This window comes from Pseudoxanthomonas sp. OG2 (genome assembly GCF_014192765.1).
Classification (GTDB): domain Bacteria; phylum Pseudomonadota; class Gammaproteobacteria; order Xanthomonadales; family Xanthomonadaceae; genus Pseudoxanthomonas_A; species Pseudoxanthomonas_A beigongshangi.
Window position 1 is genome coordinate 882,746 of record NZ_JACHYM010000001.1, and the last position, 18,949, is coordinate 901,694.

At 66.0% G+C, this 18,949-nt stretch carries 21 protein-coding genes; 10 read left to right on the top strand and 11 right to left on the bottom strand.

Features of this window, described 5'->3' with window-relative positions:
* Window positions 1–75: 75 nt before the first annotated feature.
* Window positions 76–660, bottom strand: coding sequence for a hypothetical protein (locus tag FHW78_RS04105; protein WP_255443137.1), 585 nt, complete (start codon window positions 658–660; stop codon window positions 76–78).
* A 51-nt stretch (window positions 661–711) separates the two neighbouring features.
* On the opposite strand from FHW78_RS04105, the gene FHW78_RS04110 reads away from it, so the two are divergent.
* The 4 genes from FHW78_RS04110 (at window position 712) to FHW78_RS04125 (ending at window position 4,507) form a co-directional block, all read left to right on the top strand.
* Window positions 712–1,113, top strand: a complete 402-nt coding sequence (locus FHW78_RS04110) for a helix-turn-helix domain-containing protein (protein ID WP_183638050.1) — start codon at window positions 712–714, stop codon at window positions 1,111–1,113.
* A gap of 259 nt (window positions 1,114–1,372) precedes the next feature.
* Window positions 1,373–3,241: a prolyl oligopeptidase family serine peptidase gene (locus FHW78_RS04115; protein WP_183638053.1), complete on the top strand. Its 1,869-nt coding sequence runs from the start codon at window positions 1,373–1,375 to the stop codon at window positions 3,239–3,241.
* Window positions 3,238–3,768 carry a hypothetical protein gene (locus FHW78_RS04120; RefSeq protein ID WP_183638056.1) on the top strand — a complete coding sequence of 177 codons (531 nt, stop codon included), beginning with the start codon at window positions 3,238–3,240 and terminating at the stop codon, window positions 3,766–3,768. The genes FHW78_RS04115 and FHW78_RS04120 overlap by 4 nt, the downstream gene beginning before the upstream one ends.
* Before the next feature lie 157 nt (window positions 3,769–3,925).
* The gene (locus FHW78_RS04125; protein WP_183638060.1) at window positions 3,926–4,507 is read left to right on the top strand and encodes a hypothetical protein; all 582 of its coding nucleotides are present in this window, start codon (window positions 3,926–3,928) and stop codon (window positions 4,505–4,507) included.
* Between the two features lie 94 nt (window positions 4,508–4,601).
* Here the strand turns inward: FHW78_RS04125 and FHW78_RS04130 are convergent, their stop codons facing one another.
* The 6 genes from FHW78_RS04130 to FHW78_RS04155 all read right to left on the bottom strand — a co-directional run bounded on the left by FHW78_RS04130 (window position 4,602) and on the right by FHW78_RS04155 (window position 7,528).
* Window positions 4,602–4,979: a hypothetical protein gene (locus FHW78_RS04130; protein WP_183638063.1), complete on the bottom strand. Its 378-nt coding sequence runs from the start codon at window positions 4,977–4,979 to the stop codon at window positions 4,602–4,604.
* Between the two features lie 85 nt (window positions 4,980–5,064).
* Complete coding sequence (locus FHW78_RS04135) at window positions 5,065–5,466, bottom strand: hypothetical protein (protein WP_183638065.1); 402 nt, start codon at window positions 5,464–5,466, stop codon at window positions 5,065–5,067.
* Window positions 5,467–5,498: 32 nt separating this feature from the next.
* Window positions 5,499–5,933: a hypothetical protein gene (locus FHW78_RS04140; protein ID WP_183638069.1), complete on the bottom strand. Its 435-nt coding sequence runs from the start codon at window positions 5,931–5,933 to the stop codon at window positions 5,499–5,501.
* Entirely contained in the window at window positions 5,930–6,538 is a 609-nt protein-coding gene (locus FHW78_RS04145; RefSeq protein WP_183638072.1) for a hypothetical protein, read from the bottom strand. Before FHW78_RS04145 ends, FHW78_RS04140 begins: the two co-directional genes overlap by 4 nt.
* A 56-nt stretch (window positions 6,539–6,594) precedes the next feature.
* Window positions 6,595–7,089, bottom strand: coding sequence for a nuclear transport factor 2 family protein (locus tag FHW78_RS04150; protein WP_183638075.1), 495 nt, complete (start codon window positions 7,087–7,089; stop codon window positions 6,595–6,597).
* 94 nt (window positions 7,090–7,183) lie between these two features.
* Window positions 7,184–7,528: a hypothetical protein gene (locus FHW78_RS04155; RefSeq protein ID WP_183638078.1), complete on the bottom strand. Its 345-nt coding sequence runs from the start codon at window positions 7,526–7,528 to the stop codon at window positions 7,184–7,186.
* 466 nt (window positions 7,529–7,994) lie between these two features.
* Between FHW78_RS04155 and FHW78_RS04160 the strand changes: the two genes are divergently transcribed.
* The gene (locus FHW78_RS04160) at window positions 7,995–8,210 is read left to right on the top strand and encodes a SymE family type I addiction module toxin (RefSeq protein WP_183638081.1); all 216 of its coding nucleotides are present in this window, start codon (window positions 7,995–7,997) and stop codon (window positions 8,208–8,210) included.
* Window positions 8,211–8,254: 44 nt separating this feature from the next.
* On the opposite strand, the gene rlmKL is transcribed toward FHW78_RS04160, so the two are convergent.
* From rlmKL to FHW78_RS04180, 4 genes are all read right to left on the bottom strand, one after another.
* On the bottom strand, window positions 8,255–10,387 hold the full coding sequence (rlmKL, locus tag FHW78_RS04165) for a bifunctional 23S rRNA (guanine(2069)-N(7))-methyltransferase RlmK/23S rRNA (guanine(2445)-N(2))-methyltransferase RlmL (RefSeq protein ID WP_183638084.1): 2,133 nt from the start codon (window positions 10,385–10,387) through the stop codon (window positions 8,255–8,257).
* Between the two features lie 106 nt (window positions 10,388–10,493).
* Complete coding sequence (locus FHW78_RS04170) at window positions 10,494–12,107, bottom strand: ABC-F family ATP-binding cassette domain-containing protein (protein WP_183638087.1); 1,614 nt, start codon at window positions 12,105–12,107, stop codon at window positions 10,494–10,496.
* A gap of 182 nt (window positions 12,108–12,289) precedes the next feature.
* Window positions 12,290–12,832, bottom strand: coding sequence for a hypothetical protein (locus FHW78_RS04175; RefSeq protein ID WP_183638090.1), 543 nt, complete (start codon window positions 12,830–12,832; stop codon window positions 12,290–12,292).
* Complete coding sequence (locus FHW78_RS04180) at window positions 12,829–13,320, bottom strand: MOSC domain-containing protein (protein WP_183638095.1); 492 nt, start codon at window positions 13,318–13,320, stop codon at window positions 12,829–12,831. The genes FHW78_RS04175 and FHW78_RS04180 overlap by 4 nt, the downstream gene beginning before the upstream one ends.
* Window positions 13,321–13,406: 86 nt before the next feature.
* Here FHW78_RS04180 and FHW78_RS04185 point away from each other — a divergent pair, with 86 nt between their 5' ends.
* From FHW78_RS04185 to FHW78_RS20135, 5 genes are all read left to right on the top strand, one after another.
* On the top strand, window positions 13,407–13,973 hold the full coding sequence (locus FHW78_RS04185) for an N-acetylmuramoyl-L-alanine amidase (protein ID WP_183638098.1): 567 nt from the start codon (window positions 13,407–13,409) through the stop codon (window positions 13,971–13,973).
* Window positions 13,974–14,214: 241 nt separating this feature from the next.
* Complete coding sequence (gene tesB, locus FHW78_RS04190; RefSeq protein ID WP_203322978.1) at window positions 14,215–15,129, top strand: acyl-CoA thioesterase II; 915 nt, start codon at window positions 14,215–14,217, stop codon at window positions 15,127–15,129.
* Between the two features lie 6 nt (window positions 15,130–15,135).
* The gene (locus FHW78_RS04195; RefSeq protein WP_183638104.1) at window positions 15,136–15,660 is read left to right on the top strand and encodes a pathogenicity-like protein; all 525 of its coding nucleotides are present in this window, start codon (window positions 15,136–15,138) and stop codon (window positions 15,658–15,660) included.
* A 68-nt stretch (window positions 15,661–15,728) separates the two neighbouring features.
* Window positions 15,729–16,967, top strand: a complete 1,239-nt coding sequence (locus FHW78_RS04200; RefSeq protein WP_183638107.1) for a sigma-70 family RNA polymerase sigma factor — start codon at window positions 15,729–15,731, stop codon at window positions 16,965–16,967.
* Between the two features lie 426 nt (window positions 16,968–17,393).
* On the top strand, window positions 17,394–18,539 hold the full coding sequence (locus FHW78_RS20135) for an RNA polymerase sigma factor (protein ID WP_183638110.1): 1,146 nt from the start codon (window positions 17,394–17,396) through the stop codon (window positions 18,537–18,539).
* Window positions 18,540–18,949 lie beyond the last annotated feature (410 nt).

Sequence of the window (18,949 nt, forward strand, 5' to 3'; positions counted from 1 at the left end):
CTACCGCGTTCCCGTCACCGCCCAGGTCCTGGAATGCATTGCCGAAGCGGGTCTTGAGGGTGTGATTCCGCCGCTCTACTCCGCATCCCCGATGCGCGTATCGACCGCAATCCAGTTGGTCTCCCAGTTGCGTCCGCCGTCGTCCGAATAAGCCTGCTCGAATCGCGCCGAGTCGGGGGTGATGTCGGAGATGACGAAGCGGACGAGGATGGCCTTGCCGTCGAGGTCTTCCTGGCCGTAGAACTCGCCGCGGCCATTGCGGAAGCTGCCGTGGACCGGACGGGTCAGGGTGCCGCTGCGGGCGCCGGCGTAGTGCAGGCTCCACTGCCCGGCCTGCGGGTTGTAGAGGCGCAGGCTGACGCCTTCGATGGCTCCCGCCGGGCCCGCCACGCGCAGTTCAACCAGGTTGGCGCGTCCGTCCAGCACTTTGCGGACGACGCTGGTGCCGGCGTATTCCCCCCATTCCTGCGAGCCAGACAAGGGCTTGGCCAATCGCCGCAGTTCGGTCTTCCAGGTGCCGATTTCCCAGTCGAAGTCGTGCTGGCCGTCGCCCGGCGCGGCGGCGGAGGCGACCTGCGGCGTCTGTGCCGGCGCGTTCATCGCCAGCAATGCCATGGCCAGGCATGTGCCGCCGAGCCAGCTTCGCGCGGGGTTTTGCATCGTCTCGTCCCGTCTCCCATGATGCGCGCAGGATAGGAACGCGAGGCCAGCATGAACAAGAAGGTACCTGCGGGTAACCATGCCCGGCCCAATCCGCTCGAAGGCTGCCCGCTGGCGGCCGCCTTCGCGGCCATCGGCGGCAAATGGAAACTGACGATCCTTTACTGGCTGGCGCACGGCGAACTGCACTTCGCCGGCCTGCAACACCGCGTCACCCCGATCTCGAACAAGGTCCTCGCCGAACAATTGCGGGAACTCGAAGCCGATGGCCTGGTCGATCGCACTCCCACCGGCAGCGTGCCTGCGCCGGTGATTTACCAGCTGACGGCATACGGCAGGACCCTGTTGCCGATCGTCGAGGGGGTGCGGGTGTGGGGGGAAGGCCATTTGCGGCGAGCAGCGGCTGAACCACGATCAGACAGCATGGGATGTGGTGCAGCGGTCCCTGGTTGAAAGCACAACAAACGCGAGCAACAAAATAAAGCACGAATGGACCGATGCGGCGGGCATCTGTCCCAAGCGAAACGTCCTGAGGGGTTGGAAGCCCGATCCCACCCCGGCTAGACTTGCCATGGGGAACATCCAGGCATCCGGGGCAAAGGGAATTCAGAACATGGGGAAGGTTCCATCCACGGTACGCGTTGCTGCTGCCGTGATTTGTTTCGCTTGCGCAGCTCATTCCGGGTCCATACGGGCAGATGAGCCTACCGGTATGTCGCCGGCCTGGCTGGCCTTCCTCAAGCGCCCGACCATCGAGAATGTCCAGATATCGCCGGACGGAACGCGTCTGGCGGTCGCGGAGCGCGCGGATGACCGCACCTTCGTCACCATCCGCGAAACCAAGACGCTGACGTTGCTGACGCGCTTCAATCCAGGCGATGGTGGCGAGATCCATACGCTGCGCTGGCTGGATGATACGCGCTTTCTGGTATCGGCCAACGCGGTGATGGCGCGATACAATCTCGCGATCAACAAGCCGGTCATGGCAATCGTCCAGAGTGACGGCAAGGGTCGCTACATGGTGCCCGCCAACTTCCTGGCCACCATCGACGGCGATCCGGATCATCTGCTGGTCACGCAATGCACCAACTGGGGTGAAGGTGGCTGCTTCGACGCCGTGCACAAGGTGGAGATCGGACACACCAACCGCATCGGCGATGCCATCATCACCGCACCCGATCGCGACTCGGTGCTCTTCCCCGACCGGCGGGGCAACGTGCGATTCGCCACCTCCGTCGACGACAAGGCGGATACCAAGCTCCATGCACACATCGGCGAGGACAAGGGCTGGACGCTAGTCAATGACAGCAAGGAGAGTGGTGTCGACGTCTGGGCCATCGGCGTGGACCGTGACGGCGCCTCTGGTTTCCTGCAGGCGGAAAGGTCCAGCGGTCCGGACGTCATCGAGCGTTACGACTTCGCGACCGGCAAACGTACCGAGGTATATCGCCATGCGACTTCCGACCCCATCCGCTACATCCTCGCGTTCGACAAGTTGACCCCCATCGGGGCGTACTACGGCGCGACCCGGCCGCAGGCGGTGATCTGGAATGCCGCGCATCCCGACGCGCAGGCCATCGCCTCGATCATCGCGGCCTTCCCCGGACGTATCGTCAGTATCACCAGTACCTCCGCCGATGCCGGCAAGGCCATCGTCAGCACCGTTGGCGATCGCGACCCCGGCACCTGGTACCTGTATGACCGCGCGACCCAGAAGGCATCGCTGCTTGCACGCGCGAAATCATGGCTGACGGAAACAAGCCTCCCGAAGAACCGGGAAGTCGTTCTCACCGCGCGCGACGGCATCACGCTCCATGGCATCCTCACCCTGCCCCCCCAGGCGCCGGAGACCGGCTTGCCGATGGTCGTCGTGCCCCATGGGGGGCCGCATGGCGTGTACGACTCGGCCATGTATGACAGCGAAGCCGCGCTGCTCGCCAGCCAGGGCTATGCGGTTCTGCGGGTGAATTTCCGGGGCTCCGGCGGTTACGGCCGGCAATTCCAGCAGAGCGGCTGGATGCAATGGGGCCGCGCCATGCAGGACGACATCACCGACGCCACGAAATGGGCCATCGCCGAAGGCATCGCCGCACCGGACCGCATCTGCATCTCCGGCTGGAGTTACGGCGGCTACGCGGCGCTGATGGGCGCGGTTCGCGAGCCGTCGCTGTACCGCTGCGTCGTCGGTGGCGCGGGCCCCTACGATCTCGCCAAGCTGTACAAGTGGGGCAATATCCGCCGCAGCGATTACGGCCTGGAATACCTGGCGAAAGTGGTGGGGAAGGACCAGAAGGTGCTCGCGGAGCGCTCCCCGGTGGGTAACGCGGCCGCGGTCAAGGTGCCGGTGCTGATCGTGCATGGCAAGCTGGATGCCCGCGTCGACATCGCCCACGCCAGGCGCATGACCAAGGCGTTGCGCCAGGCAGGTGTCGAGGTGGAGTCCCACGAGTATACGAATGCGGGACACGGGTTGATGCTCGATGTCGACAAGGTCGATTTCTATACGCGGCTGCTCGCCTTCCTCGCGAAACACACGCAGGCGCGTACGGGTGCGGGTGCCCGTACCGCGGACGCGCAATGAGCGCCGAGGCCCGGATGAGGAAATGGCTATGGATGATGGGGATCACCCAGGTGCTGCTGATTGCAGTCCTGGCGACACTCTGGAGTTCGATGCCAGCAGCGGTACCCGCCGCTGATTCGGACCCTGCCCCCATCTGCTTCAACCGCGTGCCTGGCTCGGACAAACCCTGTCTCACCAGCTTCACCCGACTGGCGACCGCGCCGGGCGAGGTCGCCGGACGCAGAATCATCATCACCGGGTATCTCGCCATGCGCTACGGCGTCCCGATGCTTTATGCCAGTCAGCACGACTATGAGAACGACATCGCGGTCAACGCCCTGGCCATCGAGGGCGACCACCCAGCGCTGGAACAGTTGATCCGGCAATTTTCCTACCAGTATGTCGTCATGGACGGCGTCTTTCGCGAGAACGAACAGAATCTGGCATGGTTGGGGCGACTGACTCCGCCCTTCAAGGTGTCCAAGCCCATCACACCGCTAAGACAGACACACGAGGATGTGCTGGTGCCGGTCGAATTCATGAAGTAGCCGCGCGACAGGTCGGCCCTGATCTTGGCTCAAGATGGCGCCAATGCCAGCCAGCCTCAGGAACCGCGTTCAGAGCGCGGTCTCGTCAGGCAAGTAGAGTACTCTTCCTATTTTTTTGCCGACCCCATTCTTTACCCGCCCGACAGATTTCATACATATGAAGCTTACCGCGCTAGCCACCTTGTTGTTGTCGAGCACTCTGGTTGCGGATGTCAGCAGCACCGCCCCCGAGGCACCGCCCACCGGAGTGTTTTCCACCCCTTACATGACGGTGAGCAGCCCTGCGGGAGGAAATTGGCGGATGCAAAGCGAATCCGATTTCGAGGTGCGGTTTTCCCGTGGCGAGGCGATCAATTCCTTTGTTGCGGCCGTCGCGCTGTTCCGAATGGGACCCGCCAACTCGCCCGAGGAGTATGAGGAGCTGATTAGAAGGTCATCCGCGAGCGACACCGACCCTCAGATGCCTGACCGGTATGAACTGCTGGAACAATCCATCAAGTATTCAAGCGAGCGAGCGTACCCATGCGTACGCTACCGGGCCACTTCAAAGGACCGGGGAGCCAAAGGCGCAAATGGACCGCTACTGTTGGAGCTGGATGGCCTGTATTGCCGCCATCCAGCGGATGAATCCGTAGGCGTATCCATCCTGTATTCGCACCGTGGCCTGACGCGCCACGCGCACCTGAAAACCGACGCGGATGAGTTCATTCAGAACGTCGTCCTGCATGGATCCGAATAGCCTCATGCGTCACCCAGATGCCCCTCTTTCCAGCCACTCTGGAACAGAAAAAGCACGTCCTGTTCCGCAATGACAGTGCTTTGAACCCGGTCTTTTACCAGAACCGCTGTCCCTTTCGCGGTTTTGCGATCAGCTGCCAATCGTCCTCATAAACAACTGAACCCGGTTCCGAAGTCCTGAGTACTTCGACATGGTGGCCATGGCGGTCAAGCAGGTATTTGAGGTGCCACATGCGTCGAATGGCGTCCTCCGCCGCTGGTTTGAACCAGGAGATCGCTCGGCGATGCTCTGGCCGCTCCAGCACCTTGGGCACGAACAGTTCCTCGTTGAACCAGGACAACGCTTCGCGCAATTCTAGATGCTCGTCCGAGGTCAGATCACCTTCATCGCGCAAGGTTGTGCTAGCCACCAAGATTCCGCTGGCATAGCCAGAGTCTCGGTCCATTGCAAGCGTGGCGAATCGAATGAGCATTGATAGTGACCGAGAATCCGGCTCTCTTAACAACAAAATACCGTGAACCGACCTTTCCGAAAATGGCATTGGCAAAGCGTGTTGCCTAGGGTATCTCGAAGCGCTGCCTGTGACGATGGATCTCGACGAGTCTGTCGTCGTTGAAAGTCAGGCGGACCGAATTGAAGAACTTGTCCGACCCATCAAGAAGTACGTCCCATTGGTCGTGCGCTTGCAGTTGTTCTATTCGTACCTGAGAAGGCGCGATGCTGAAGTGGTCCCCGGTTCTCGGACCGTAGCTGATGTACACGACTGCACGCGGGTGGTCATTGAGGCTTCTGGCCGCCGCCAGCACTTCCTGCCTGGAAGCGCCGATGGTAAATCCGTAGGCCGTGCCGGAGACAACCGTCTCATCAAGATAGGTGGCCCAGAGATAACCCGTGTATCCGGCGACTGCCAGGAGGGGGGCGAGCATGGCAATGACCAGGATACTTTTCCACGGTCGCATGGCGATATGTCTCCCTATCCCGATATCGCACTCTAAACGGGCGCTTCCGTAACAACCAATGCTACGGACTCCGCGCCCACCTTGATGCTCAAGCCGCTCATGAACATCGCAGCCACCTGTGTGCATCCCTCTATGGGTTCGTTCCTGGCAAAACCATTCATTTCCTCAACCATGTCGTCCCACATGAATCCGATTGCGCTCAGGCAGTCGTCCTCGGTGTATGGCATGTCCGGATCCCGCTCGCGGACCTTGAACAGGTAAACGCCGGAAAAGGCAAGACGAAGTTCAACGGGATCCGTTGGCTTCACCCATTTACGGGAGCGACGATGCCAGCGCAGTACCAAGGTCCGCTTCGTGGGGTTGTACAGGAACTCAACGAATTCGAAATCGTTATGAAGATCGAAACGCCTCGCATCGCACTGAAGCGAAATGAAATCATCCACGATTGAGAACCCGAGGAACTTCACGAAGCGCTCCCTTTTGAAGGCACTTCCGCAACCAGTAGGCCCGCGAGTTCCGGGAGGGGCAAGTACCCACTGGATTCGGGGCTGGACGGCAATGCCATCACCTCGATGTACTGCACCTGCTCGGCGAGCGCGAGCTCACCGATGGCGCACTCCAGCATGATGAAGGTTCCTGTCAGGAATGCCTGCTCTCGGGCCGCATCGTAGTGTGCGTAGCCCACGCGAACGCCAAGCCCGGTCGGGTCGCTGGCTGATCGGAGTGGCATGAACCATGCCGCTTCCGGGCTGAATGTGATGCCTTCGTAGTCGGTGACGAAGCCGAATCCGCTGCCGGGCTTGAACGCGATGAACCTCCACCCTGGAATCGACGGGGCAGCGGCAACGAGGGTGCGGACCGCTGAGAAGTGGCGCGTGTCGCCTTCCGCCGAGATGATCAGCTCGTTGTGTCCGTCCTCTGCCCTCCCGGTCTCGAACCAGAGATGGGGGCAATACTCGTGCAGGGCGTCCAGCAATTCGTCGAGCAGTTGCTCTTTCTCCGGCACCTCAATGTCACGAAATCTTGCCTCGTTCCGCTCGAACCAGGACCAGAATGTACGTTGTTCTTCCATGCGATACCCACTACCTCATATCTGAATCCCGGGATGTTTGATAGCCGCCCCGCTCTTCAAGGCGTATCCGAAGCACGCCGGGGCTTCGGCGGCGCGTTCTGATTGTCCATGTCCGAGAAGATCAGCCACGGCTGGCCGGGGGTGCGGCGGAGTGTGAGGGTGAACTTGCCGGTCTCGCCGGGTCCATCGCCGTAGCCGTAGGCGCCGACGATGTAGCCGGTCGTGGCTTCGGCGTGAAAGGCGAGCGCGCGTAGCCGCAGCGGGCCGCCGCTTCCGCCTTCATAGGCGGCCTGGATGGCCTTGCGTCCGCGGACGGGCGGACGATTGCTTTGCAGGATGAAGCCGTCCTCCGCGAACAGCGCCGCGAGGGCCGCCGCGTCACCCACTCGCCATGCACGCTCGTAGTCGCGGAGTACTCGATCCAGTTCGGGTGGCAGCGTAACGCTGGGAACTTCTGCGGGCGTGGCTGGCTTCGGGGCGTCCTGGGCAAGCGATGGCCCAGTTGCTGACATCAGGCAAAGGACGGCAACAGCAAGGAAAGGATGGTTCATTGGTCTCCGCCCGATTGAAGTTCAGTGATTGGGGCAATGGAACAGAGGTGCAACAGGCGGCCGCGGATCGAACTAAACCGTGTAGCCAGAAAATCTATTCTGAACACTGTTTTTCGAACGAATTGTTAGGCGCCGCCACTCGAAGGGGATGTGCCGGATTATCGCGGATAAAGGCCGCGGCGTCGGCCAACCTGTCCGGAAGCGGTGGCCCGAGAGTGCTGCGATAGCTGGAGAAGCGGAAACCGGCTGCAAACAGCACTTTTATCTTTTCCCATTGCTCAAGGTCTTTGGCAGGCGGCGCCTTGAATGAGCGCCCCATTTCTTGGATGTTCCCGCCGCAATTAGGACAAACAGCCGACAAATCTTTTCGGGGAGTTATCTTGAAGCTCTTGCGGCAGTCAAAACAGGCGTGGGCAATCAAATATTGTGGGCTTGGCACGCGATTCACCTGCTAAAGCACCTAACGACTAATAATCGGATCTTCGGGATTCGGCTATCCGACCCATCCATAGCGTACCGTATGCCCCGCCCCCCTTTCATACATGTCGATACTAGGGCTGCTGGCTCCAGCTAAAAAGCCGAAGAACCACCCTGATCTACTGGTCCAGCATAGAGACGGGTGATGTCCGCTCTAGATCATAAGCAGTCAACCGACAAACAGCGTTATGGCCTTTGGTCTTTGAGGAACCTAGCTTAACCACCGGTGCTCAACACATCCTCCGCTAGCGGCTCATCCCTAATCTAGAGATGGACCAACTCCAAGGCCAGCTTCTGGCCGAGTAGCGCCCAGTCATACAAGACCCGGCTTGCCGGGGAAAGCTGGGGGCCGTCTAGCGGCGGTGTTGAAGTACTCGGTCGCCTCTTTCAACAGGGGGCGCGGTATCAACGAACCGCTAGGAGCCAAGATGGCTGGTCAATCACGGAAGTTTCCCCGGCAGCGCCAACTCAAAATCGGCTACGCCTATTACCCCCACACCGGCAAGGGCCGCCCCACCCCGCCCTTCCCCTCGCTGCGCCTGCAAGGCCGCTGGCTGGAGCAGGCCGGATTCTCGATTGGGCAAACCATCCAGGTACACATACGCGCCGGCCGCCTGGTCCTGGAGCCGGTGAAGTCGGATTAGTGGCTATACCCGCCGCCCCGATCTGCGAGGCGGCGGTGTCCGGCTCAGAAGCGGGTGAGCTTCCAGCAGCGGTGGATGCGGGCGTTGCGCTCGAAATCCGGGGGGAGGGTCTGCGGGGTGATGTCCTCGCAGCGGGCGAAGGCGGCGATTTCGTTTTCTTCCAGGCGGAAGCGGCGGAAGTTGTTGCTGAAATACAGCACGCCGTTGGGCGCCAGTCGGGCGACCGCCGCGCGCAGCAGGCGCACGTGTTCCTTCTGGATGTCGAAGTCGTCGGCGCGGGCGGAGTTGGAGAAGGTGGGCGGGTCGCAGAAGATCAGGTCGTATTCGCCCTGCTCGGCTTCCAGCCAGCGCACGGCGTCGGCCTGCACGAGGCGGTGCTGGGCGCCGCCGAAGTTATTGCCCGCCAGATTGCGCCCGCACCATTCCAGGTAGGTGCCGGACAGGTCCACGCTGGTGGTGGTGGCCGCGCCGCCGACGGCGGCCTGCACGCTGGCGACGCCGGTGTAGCTGAAGAGGTTGAGGAAGCGTTTGCCGCGCGCTTCCTGGGCCATGCGCCGGCGCAGTGGGCGGTGATCCAGGAACAGGCCGGTGTCGAGGTAGTCGAACAGGTTGACCTGCAGGCGGGCGTTGTTTTCCCGCACCCACAGGGTCTGGTCCTTCTGGTCGAAGCGGCCGTACTTGCTGCCGCCCTTGCCACGCGCGCGCGACTTGATCGCCACCCGCTCCGGCGGCGCGGCGAAGACTTCGCGCGCGGCGGCCAGCAGTTCGCTGAAACGGCGGCGCACGTCGGTTTCCGGGATGCTGGCCGGGGCGGCGTATTCCTGGATGTGCAGGTAGGTGCCGCCGTCGTTCTCGGCTTCGTACACGTCGATGGCGGCGGCGTATTCGGGCAGGTCGGCGTCGTAGGCGCGGTAGCAGGTGACGTCCTCGCGGGCGCGCCAGCTCTTGAGCTTCTTGAGGTTCTTGCGGATACGGTTGGCGACCATCTGCGCGCCTTCGCTGAGCGGGCGCGGTTCGCTGCGCTCGCGGGCGGGCGCGGCGACGGTATCGCAGACAATCAGCGCGCACTCGATGGCGCCGTTGAACACCTGGTACTTCTTCTGCGCGCGCAGGCCGGTGGCGTGGGCCAGATCGGCGTTGCCGCACAGCAGGCTGGCGCGCCAGCCGGGCACGGCGCGTTGCAGCGCGTCGCCGAGCATGCGGTACAGCGCCGCGTCGGCGGCCAGGCGTTCGTCGTAGGGCGGATTGCAGACCACCAGGCCGCCGCCTTCGCCGGGGGCTTCCAGTTGGGCGACGTCGCGGGTCTGGAATTGAATCTGTCCGGCCAGGCCGGCCAGGGTCGCGTTCTCGTTGGCGGCGCGGATGGCGCGTGAATCCAGATCGCTGCCGAAGAAACGCGGTTGCAGCGCGCGGCGGCCTTCGGTCTCGCGGGCGACGGCGTCGGCAAACAGATCGCGCCAGGCCTGCGTGTCGAAGCCCAGCCAGCGCGTCGGCAGCGCGTTGCCGTGGCGTTGCAGGCCGGGGGCGACGTCGGCCGCCATCAGCGCGCCTTCAATCAGCAAGGTGCCGCTACCGCACATGGGATCCAGCAGCGCGCCACCGGCGTGGTACAGCGCCGGCCAGCCGCCGCGCATCAGCACGCCGGCGGCGAGGTTTTCCTTCAACGGCGCCTCGTTCTGCTCGCGGCGCCAGCCGCGGCGGTGCATGGGGCCGCCGCCGAGGTCAATCGACAGCGTGGCGCGGCCCTTGCGCAGCGACAGGTTGATGCGCACGTCCGGCTGTTCGACATCCACCGAAGGACGTTCCAGTCCCTGCTGGCGCAGGCGATCCACCACCGCGTCCTTGATCCGCTGGGCGGCGTAGCGCGCGTGGGTGATGGTCTGGCCGGAGACGTGCGCATCCACCGCGAGGGTGAGTTCCGGACGCAGGTGGTCTTCCCAGGCGATGGCGGCGGCGCCGTCGTAGAGCGCCTGTTCGTCCGGGCAGTCGTAGTCGGCGATGGGCCACAGCACGCGGCTGGCCAGGCGCGACCACAGCACGGCGCGCTGGGCGTCGCGCAGTTCGCCTTCGACGTTGACGCCGGCGATGGTGGCGGTGGCGCGGTGGGCGCCCAGCGCCGTCAGCTCGTCGGCGAGCAGGTACTCCAGGCCCTTGGCGCAGGAAACAAAGAACTTCAAGTGGACTCCGGAACTCGGGACGACGGGGCGCGGACGGGCGCGGTTTTGCCGGGCAATTTTGCCGGATCGGGGCTGGAAACACACGGAAAACCGGCCCCGCGCTCGCTCAGGCGAGCGACAGGGCCCAGCTTTCCCGCGACAGCTGCAGGCGGTGGGTCAGGTCCAGCCGCTCCAGCAGGGCCTCGTCGTGGGAGACCACGGCCAGCGCGCCGCGGTACTGGCGCAGCATGCTTTCCAGCGCCTCCAGCCCGGCCAGATCCAGATGGTTGCCGGGTTCGTCCAGCAACAGCAGACCGGCCGGCTGCGCAGCGTACAGCACGCAGGCCAACGCGGCCTTGAGGCGCTCGCCGCCGCTGAGTTTTCCGCTGGGACCGTCGATGTGGCCGGCGTCCAGCCCGAGCAGCGCCAGCCGGGTGCGCAGCGCCGCCTCGCCCACGTCCGGGTTGGCCTCGCGCAACTGCGCCAGCACGCTGGCGGCGGGATCCAGCCCGGCCAGGCGCTGATCCAGCCACGCCACCGGCACGTGCGCGCGGCGATGCCCGGACAAGAGCGGCACCTGCCCGGCCAGTACCTTGAGCAGGCTGGATTTGCCGCTGCCGTTGGCGCCGGTGATGCCGATGCGCTGGCGGCCGGTGAGGGTGAGGTTCATGCCTTGGGCGGTGGCGGGTACGAACGGCAGCACCGCGTCTTCCAACCGCAGGGCGATGCGGTCCTGCGCCGATGCCGCATCGGGCGCGAACAGGGCCAGTTCCACTGTCGGCTCCTGCCTGCGCGCGGCCTCACGCAACTGCGCGCCGAGTTGTTCGCGCGCGGCCTGCTGGCGGGCGGCGAAGCGACCGGCGCTGTCCTCGCTGCGATCCTTGCGCAGGCCCATCAGGATCGGCGCCTGGTTGGCGTCGCGCGCGTCGCGGTTGCCGCGCGCCTGCCGGCGCTGCTGGCGTTCGCGTTGTTCGCGCAGCGCGCGTTCCTGCCGCTGCGCGGCGGCCTTGGTCTGCTCCAGTTCGCGCTGCGCCTGCGCCTGCTCCTCGGCCTTGCGCGCGGCGTAGAAACCGTAGCCGCCGCCGTAGGTCCGCAGGCCGTGCGGCGACAGTTCCTCGATGCGGGCGAAGCTGTCGAGCAGGCGGCGATCGTGGCTGATCACCAGCAGGCCGTTCTGCCATTGCGCGAGTTGCGCGTGCAGGCGCTGGCGTTGCGGCGCGTCGAGGTGGTTGCTGGGCTCGTCGAGGATCAGGAAGTCGGCCTCGGACAGGAAGGCGCCGGCCAGCGCCACGCGCATCGCCTCGCCGCCGCTGAGGGTGTCGGCGGCACGATCCGGCGCGAGATCCGGCAGGCCCTGCGCGTCCAATGCCTGCGCGAGTTGCTGGCGGATGTCCCAGCGTTCACCCAAGGCATCGAAATCACGCACGTCGGCGCTGCCGGCCTCGATGCGCGCAAGCGCGTCCAGCGGGCCATCGACGCCGGCGAGCGAGGCGACGGTGGCGCCGGGTGGCACGCGGATCTGTTGCGGCAGGTAGTGCACGCGGCCGCTGGCGGCGCGCTTGCCGGCGGTGGGTTCGACCTCTCCGGCCAGCAGGCGCGCAAGCACGCTCTTGCCCACGCCATTGCGCCCCACCAGCCCGGTCGGACGGTCGTCCAGGTGCAGGTCGAGATCGGAGAAAAGGATCCTGCCGTCGGGCAGGGACAGCGACGCGCGGTCGAGCGTCAGGAAAAGATTCGTCATGCGGATTCCATGTGATGCCACGGGAACTCCCTCGGCGCGGGGCCGGCGGGAACCTGGGCCGTCTGAAGCGACGGCGGCATCAATGGCGCATGGGCGTAGGCACCTGGGACGAATCGAGGCCGCGATTCTAGCGGCAGTCGCGCGCCCGCGGCCAGACGCGGGCTGAACGCGGTGCGGAGGCGTTACAGCGAGGCCAGCAGTTGGCCGAAGGCGTCGGCGGAGGCTTCGACGTGCGAAGACAGGCGATGCGCGTCGTCGACCATCAGCAGGCGCGCGCGGCGGGCGTGCGCCCAGTCGACGACAAGCTGCGCGGAAATCAGTTCGTCATCCCAGCCGTGGATGACCGAAATCGGCACGGGCGCGGCGTCCAGCCCCGGCAGTGGCCCCATGGTGGTCGGCGGCGCCATCAGGAACAAGCCGCGCACCGGCACGTCCAGCGAGATGCGGCCGGCGATGTAGGCGCCGAGGCTGGAGCCTGCCAGCACCAGCGGGCCGCGGCTGGCGGCGGCGAGCGCGAGGCCGCGCAGGCGCTCCAGCCGCGCGGGCACGTCGCCGAGCGAGCTGATCTCGCGGCGCGCGTCCAGATCGGTGTAGTCGGGACGTTCGTGGGTCCAGCCCAGGCGCTCGGCGACGTCCGCCAGCGCAGTGACCTTGGTGGCGTCGGGGCCGCTTTCGAAACCGTGCGAGAGGATGCAGTGGCCACGAAGCCGGGAGGGCGGGCTCACAGCGCCTCCACGCGATCGCCGATGCGGAACACGCCGCCTTCCAGGATGCGCGCGCACAGGCCGCCGTGGCCACGCATGGCGTTGTAGCCGCCGGGGCCGAGCGCGTCTTCCATGCGCGAGCAGGGATCGCATTCGTCGGTGCCTTCCAGCACTACGTCGCCGATGCGGAAGCGGCGCTCCTTCAGCGCGATCAGCGGAATGCCGGAGACCACTACGTTCCGCCGCAGCAGCGCCGGTTGCAGATCCGCACGCGCGGCCAGCGCGGCGATGGCCGGCAGGTGTTCGGCCTGGATGAGGGTGATGCCGCGCTTGCCGCTGCCGCCGGCATAGCGATCGCCGACCAGGCCGACGCCGGTGACGGCTTCGACCTGCTGCACCGGCACCATCGCCACGTCACGGGCGGGGCGCAGGCCGATCCATTCGACCTGGCCAGCGCGCGGCAGGCGGGCCATCAACTGGGCAAGCGGGGAATCGGGAGACAGGGGCATGGGGGTCATCCCGCCGCGACGGCCGCGGCGCAGGCCGCCAGTTTACTTGAGCCGCGCGCCGGTATCGGCCTGCTAGCATGCCCGGCATGTCCGACGCGCCCGCCATGCACTCCGCTCCCCTGCCCTATGAAACCCGGCTGGAGCCGCGCCCGCTGGCACAGGTGGATCTGGCGGTGATCCATTGCACCGAGCTGCCGGATCTGGCGACGGCACGGCAATTTGGCGAGGAAATCCTGTATTCGGGGTCGGGCACCGGCAACAGCGGGCACTTCTACATCGATCGCGACGGCGGCGTGCACCAGTTCGTGGCGCTGGATCGGGTGGCGCACCATGTGCGCGGTTACAACCCGCGCGCCATCGGCATCGAGCTGGTGAACATGGGGCGCTATCCGCACTGGCTGGCGAGCGATCACCAGCGGATGGAAGAGCCGTATACCGAAGCGCAGATCGAAGCGCTGATTGCGTTGCTGCGCTGGCTGCCTTCGCAGCTGCCGGCGTTGCGGTGGATTGCCGGGCATGAGGACCTGGATAGGACGCTGGAGCCGGCGAGCGATGACCCGGCGGTGCAGGTGCAGCGGAAGCTGGATCCGGGACCGTTGTTCCCGTGGGAACGGGTGATGGCGGCGGTGGGCTTGGCGCGGTTGGTGCCCTGACGGAATTTCCATGTAGGAGCGACGTCAGTCGCGACCGGAAGCCATCGGGTCGCGACTGACGTCGCTCTTACAGGGTGGTTTCCCGCCAAAAGCAAATCCCCCTCGGTCCCCCTTCTGCGAAGGGGGAGGCAAGAGCGGGGCTGTTCTCGATCTGATGCTCCAATCCCGAATCCCGGCCCTGAGGCCCCAAGCCCCCGCCCCGTATAATCCCCAGCCTCCCGCACCCGCCCTGCGAGCCGCCGTGTCTTCCAATCCTGAACCCGTCGTCAGCGAACTCATCGACCTGCTCTCGCTGGAGCGGCTGGAGGACAACCTGTTCCGGGGCCAGAGCCGCGATATCGGCACCAAGTACGTGTTCGGCGGGCAGGTGCTGGGACAGGCGCTGTCGGCCGCGCAGGCGACGGTGGAAGGCGAAGGCGAGCGCCGCGCGCATTCGCTGCATGCCTACTTCCTGCGCGCCGGCAACATCGAGGCGCCGATTGTCTACGAGGTGGATCGCACGCGCGATGGCGGCAGTTTCTCGGTGCGCCGGGTCACGGCGATCCAGCATGGGCGGGTGATCTTCTTCTGCGCGGCCTCGTTCCAGGGCGAGGAAGCCGGCGCGGAACACCAGTTGTCGATGCCCGAGGTGCCGCAGCCCGAGGACGTGACGCCGGCGCCGCCGGTGCCGGCCGAGGTGATGGCGACGCTGCCGATCAAGGTGCAGCGCTGGCTGTCGCGGCGCGGGCCGTTCGAGTTCCGCCACGTGTATCCGCGCGACGAACTGAATCCGCCCAAGCGGCCGCCGTTCCAGCAGGTGTGGTTCCGGCTGAGCGAGAAGGTCGGCGATTCGCCCGAGCTGCATCGCGCCCTGCTGGCCTACGCCTCCGATTTCCAGTTGCTGGGCACGGCGACCTATCCGCACGGCATCAGCTATTACCAGCCGAACGTACAGATGGCCTCGCTGGATCACGCGCTGTGGTTCCACCGTCCGTTCCGCGCCGACGACTGGCTGCTGTATTCGATCGACAGCCCCAGCGCGCAGGGTTCGCGCGGGCTGGCGCGCGGGCAGATCTTCGATCGCCATGGCCGGCTGGTCGCCAGCACCGCGCAGGAAGGCCTGATCCGGGTGGTGCCCGACGCCCACGCCGCGGCCGCCGTGCCGGCCAGGGACTGATCACCGATGCGCCAGATTTTCACCAGCCAGCGTCTGGAAACCGTCGAGGGCGTGGCCAAGCTGCTGCGCGACGCCGGCATCGAGGTCCACATCAGCAACGAGCGCTCGTATCGCGGCAAGCGCGGCAGCCAGTTCCGCTATACCGAACCGGTGCCGAAGGGTTTGCAGCCGGCGGTATGGGTGCGGCATCCGGAAGACCAGCCGCGCGCGCGCCAGATCCTGCGCGACGCCGGGCTGCTGGAAACCACCCGTCCCGGCGCGGGTCCGGCGCCGCTGACTTTCACCAGCACCCAGGACGAGCCGCCGAAGCGGAGTTCGTGGGCCTGGCGCATCCGCCTTATCCTGCTGGGCCTGATTGCGGTGGCGGCGGTGTTCACGGTGCTGCGCCACCGCGCGCCGCGCCCGGCCGCGCCCGCTCCGCCACCGGCCACGGCGCCGGCCACGCCCACGCAGCCGGCACCCGCGCCCGCCGACGAGACCGAGGAAGACGACGCGGTGCGGGTACAGGTGAAGCCGGCTTCCGAAGGCTGACCCGGCTCGGTCACATTTTTCGGGCGGTCTCGTCCCGGGGACCAGGAACCCAAGGAAGCCCCGCCCCGATGAATGCCCAGACCCTCGACCTGATGCTGCAGCACGAGCTGCCCGCCGCCGCGCGTGGCAATCAGGATGCCTATGGCCGCATCGTCAGCGCCTGCCAGAACACGGTCACCGCGATTGCCTACGCCATCACCCGCGACGTGCAGGCCAGCGAGGACATCGCGCAGGAAGCCTTCCTGCGCGCCTGGCAGCGGCTGGACCGCCTGAAGAACAGCGCCAGCTTCCTGCCCTGGCTGCGCCAGATCACCCGCAACCTGGCGCGCGACTACCTGCGCACCCAGCACCACAAGCCGATGTCGGGCGAAGCGGCGGAACTGGCGATCACCCTGACCGCCGATCCCTCGCCCTCGCCGGCCGAACGCCTGCTGCGCACCGAGGAGGAAATCGCCGCCGCCGACATCATCTCGTCGCTGCCGGAGGATGCCCGCGAAACCCTGCTGCTGTTCTATCGCGAAGGGCAGAGCTCGCTGCAGGTGGCCGAATTGCTGGGCCTGAGCGACGCGGCGGTGCGCAAGCGCCTGTCGCGTGCGCGTGGCATCGTGCGCGAGGAAATGCTGAAGCGTTTCGGCGAGTTCGCCCGCTCCACCGCGCCCGGCGCGGCCTTCACCGTGCTGGTGGTCAGCGGGCTGATGAGTGCGGCGCCGGTCGCCAGCGCCGCCATCGCCATCGGCGCCGGCGCGGTCGGCGTGGGTTCGGCCAGCGCCGGCAAGCTGGGCGCCAGCGGGCTGGGCATTTCGTCGCTGTCCGGCGGCACCGCGATGGGCACGCTGATGGGCGCCTACGACACGCTGGCCCACGGCGGCGTCACCGCCGGTTTCTCGCTGGGCGCGGTGATCGGCGGCGTGGTCGGTGGTGCGCTGGGCACGTACTTCGGTGGCCGCCTGCTGCTGAGTTTTGCCGATACCGAGACCGAACGCGCGCAGTTGCGCCGCTTCATCCGCATGAACACCGCTACCGCGGCGGCGGTCGGTGTCAGCATCATGGCCGCCGCCGCCCTCAGCCGCAGCTGGTTGCCGATGACGCTGGCGGCGGCGATCGGCATGGCCGTCATCAACTACCAGTGCCTGGTGCCGCTGCGCCGGATGATGAAGCCCATGGTGGCGCGCGATATCGCCCGGCGTGGACACAAACGCGGCGCGTGGCTGTACGAGAGCATGTACGGCGCGACCGGCGTGGTGCTCGCCTCGGTGCTGGCGTTGGGCGGGATGATCGTGTCGATGAAGGTGTCGGGGCGGTTTTGAGTTTTCTGGGGCGTTGCAGGTTTCCGGAGGCTTCGGTTTTTCCAGTCGTCATCGCTTCCTTGCCCGTCGTCCCAGCGAACGCAGAAGGATCCTGCCCCCATCCCAACCTTCCCCCGCATGCGGGGGAAGGGGCGGAGCATGCATCAGCCCGGCAGCGTACGGATACCGCTCCCTCCCCCGCGTGCGGGGGAGGGCTGGGGTGGGGGCCAACGCCGCAGCCCACTCCCCGCAAACATCGATGCATCGCGCCGGAATGACGATGACGGGGTTTCCGGATTGCCCTGCCCCGTCATTCCGGCGAACGCTGGAACCTTGCCCCCATCCCAACCTTCCCCCGCACGCGGGGGAAGGGGCGGAAACGGCACCGGGTCACATCGCGTCTCCCCGGGCGTCTGTGCTTCCATAGCCGCCTGGAGCCGAACACCGATGACCGCCGCCACGCTGGAACTGACCCTGCGCCATGAGTTTCCCGCCGCCCAGCGGGGCGACCGCGATGCCTACGGGCGGATCATCGGTGCGTGCCAGAACACCGTCACCGCGATCGCCTACGCGATCACCCGCGACGTGCACGCCAGCGAGGACATCGCCCAGGAAGCCTTCCTGAAGGCCTGGAAGCACCTGGGCAGCCTGAAGAACCCGGACAGCCTGCTGCCGTGGCTGCGCCAGATCACCCGCAATCTGGCCCGCGATCACCTGCGCGCCGGGCAATACCGGCCGATGACCGGCGAAGTGGCCGACATCGCCATCGAACTGGCCACCGACACCGCGCCAACCCCGGCGGAAATGGTGCTGCAGACCGAGCAGGAACGGGTGGCCGCTGATGTCATCGCCGCGCTGCCGGAAGACAGCCGCGAAGTGTTGTTGCTGTACTACCGCGAGAGCCAGAGTTCGCAGCAGGTCGCGCAGTTGCTGGGGCTGACCGACGCGGCGGTGCGCAAGCGCCTGTCGCGGGCGCGTGGCTACGTGCGCGAGGAATTGATGAAGCACTTCGGCGAGTTCGCCCGCAGCAGCGCGCCGGGCGCGGCGTTCGCCAGCATCGTGCTGGGCGCGCTGGCGGTGGGCGCGCCACCGACCGCCGCCGCGGCGGTACTGGGCACCGGTTCGGCGCTGGCCGGCAAGGGCCTGCTGAAGGTGCTGGGCGCGTCGTTCGGCGCGGTGGCCGTCGGCCTGGTCGGCGGCATCGGATCGGTCTGGTTCGGCATCCGCAAGCAGTTGCGGGATCCGCTGGATGCGCGGGAACGGCGGGCGCTGATTGCCTACGGCACGGTCAACACGGTGATGATCCTGGCGTTCCTGGCCGGCGCCCTCGCATTGCAGAAGGTACCGGGCTGGATTCCGCACCTGCTGCTCACCGCCGCCTATTGCGGCGGCATCATGTGGTCGTGCAGCCGCTGGCTGCCGCGCATCCTGGCACGCCGGCGCGCGCGCGACATGCAACTGGACCCGGTGACCGAAACCGCCGACGCGGCACGCCGGCGCAAGTGGCAGATCATCGGGGTGACCGTGGGACTCGTGCTGGGGTTCGGCGGTCTGTTGTATGGGTTGGTTGCGAGCGGGCGGTTGGTGTTCTGAGCGGGTTGCCTTTGGTATCTCATTCGTCCGCAAGCAGGCAAGCCTGATCCCATGCGGCTCGGGACGTTTGGGGATGGATTCTGCCCGTACGCGATGTTTCCGGCCGTTTGATACCCCGTCGCGACTGACGTCGCTCCTACAAGGGATTTGCGCGTAGGAGCGACGTAAGTCGCGACCGTGGTCGATGCCGATTGAAGGACGCTCTGCCGGGGATGGATGGACGATCACCCGAAGATTTCCGGCCTTTCTATTTCCCTGTCGCGACTGACGTCGCTCCTACAACGGATTTGCGGGTAGGAGCGACGTCAGTCGCGACCGTGGTCGATGCCGATTGAAGGATGCCCTGCCGGGGATGGATGGCCGGACGTCCGAGGGTTTCGGGCGCTTTGATTTTCCCGTCGCGACTGACG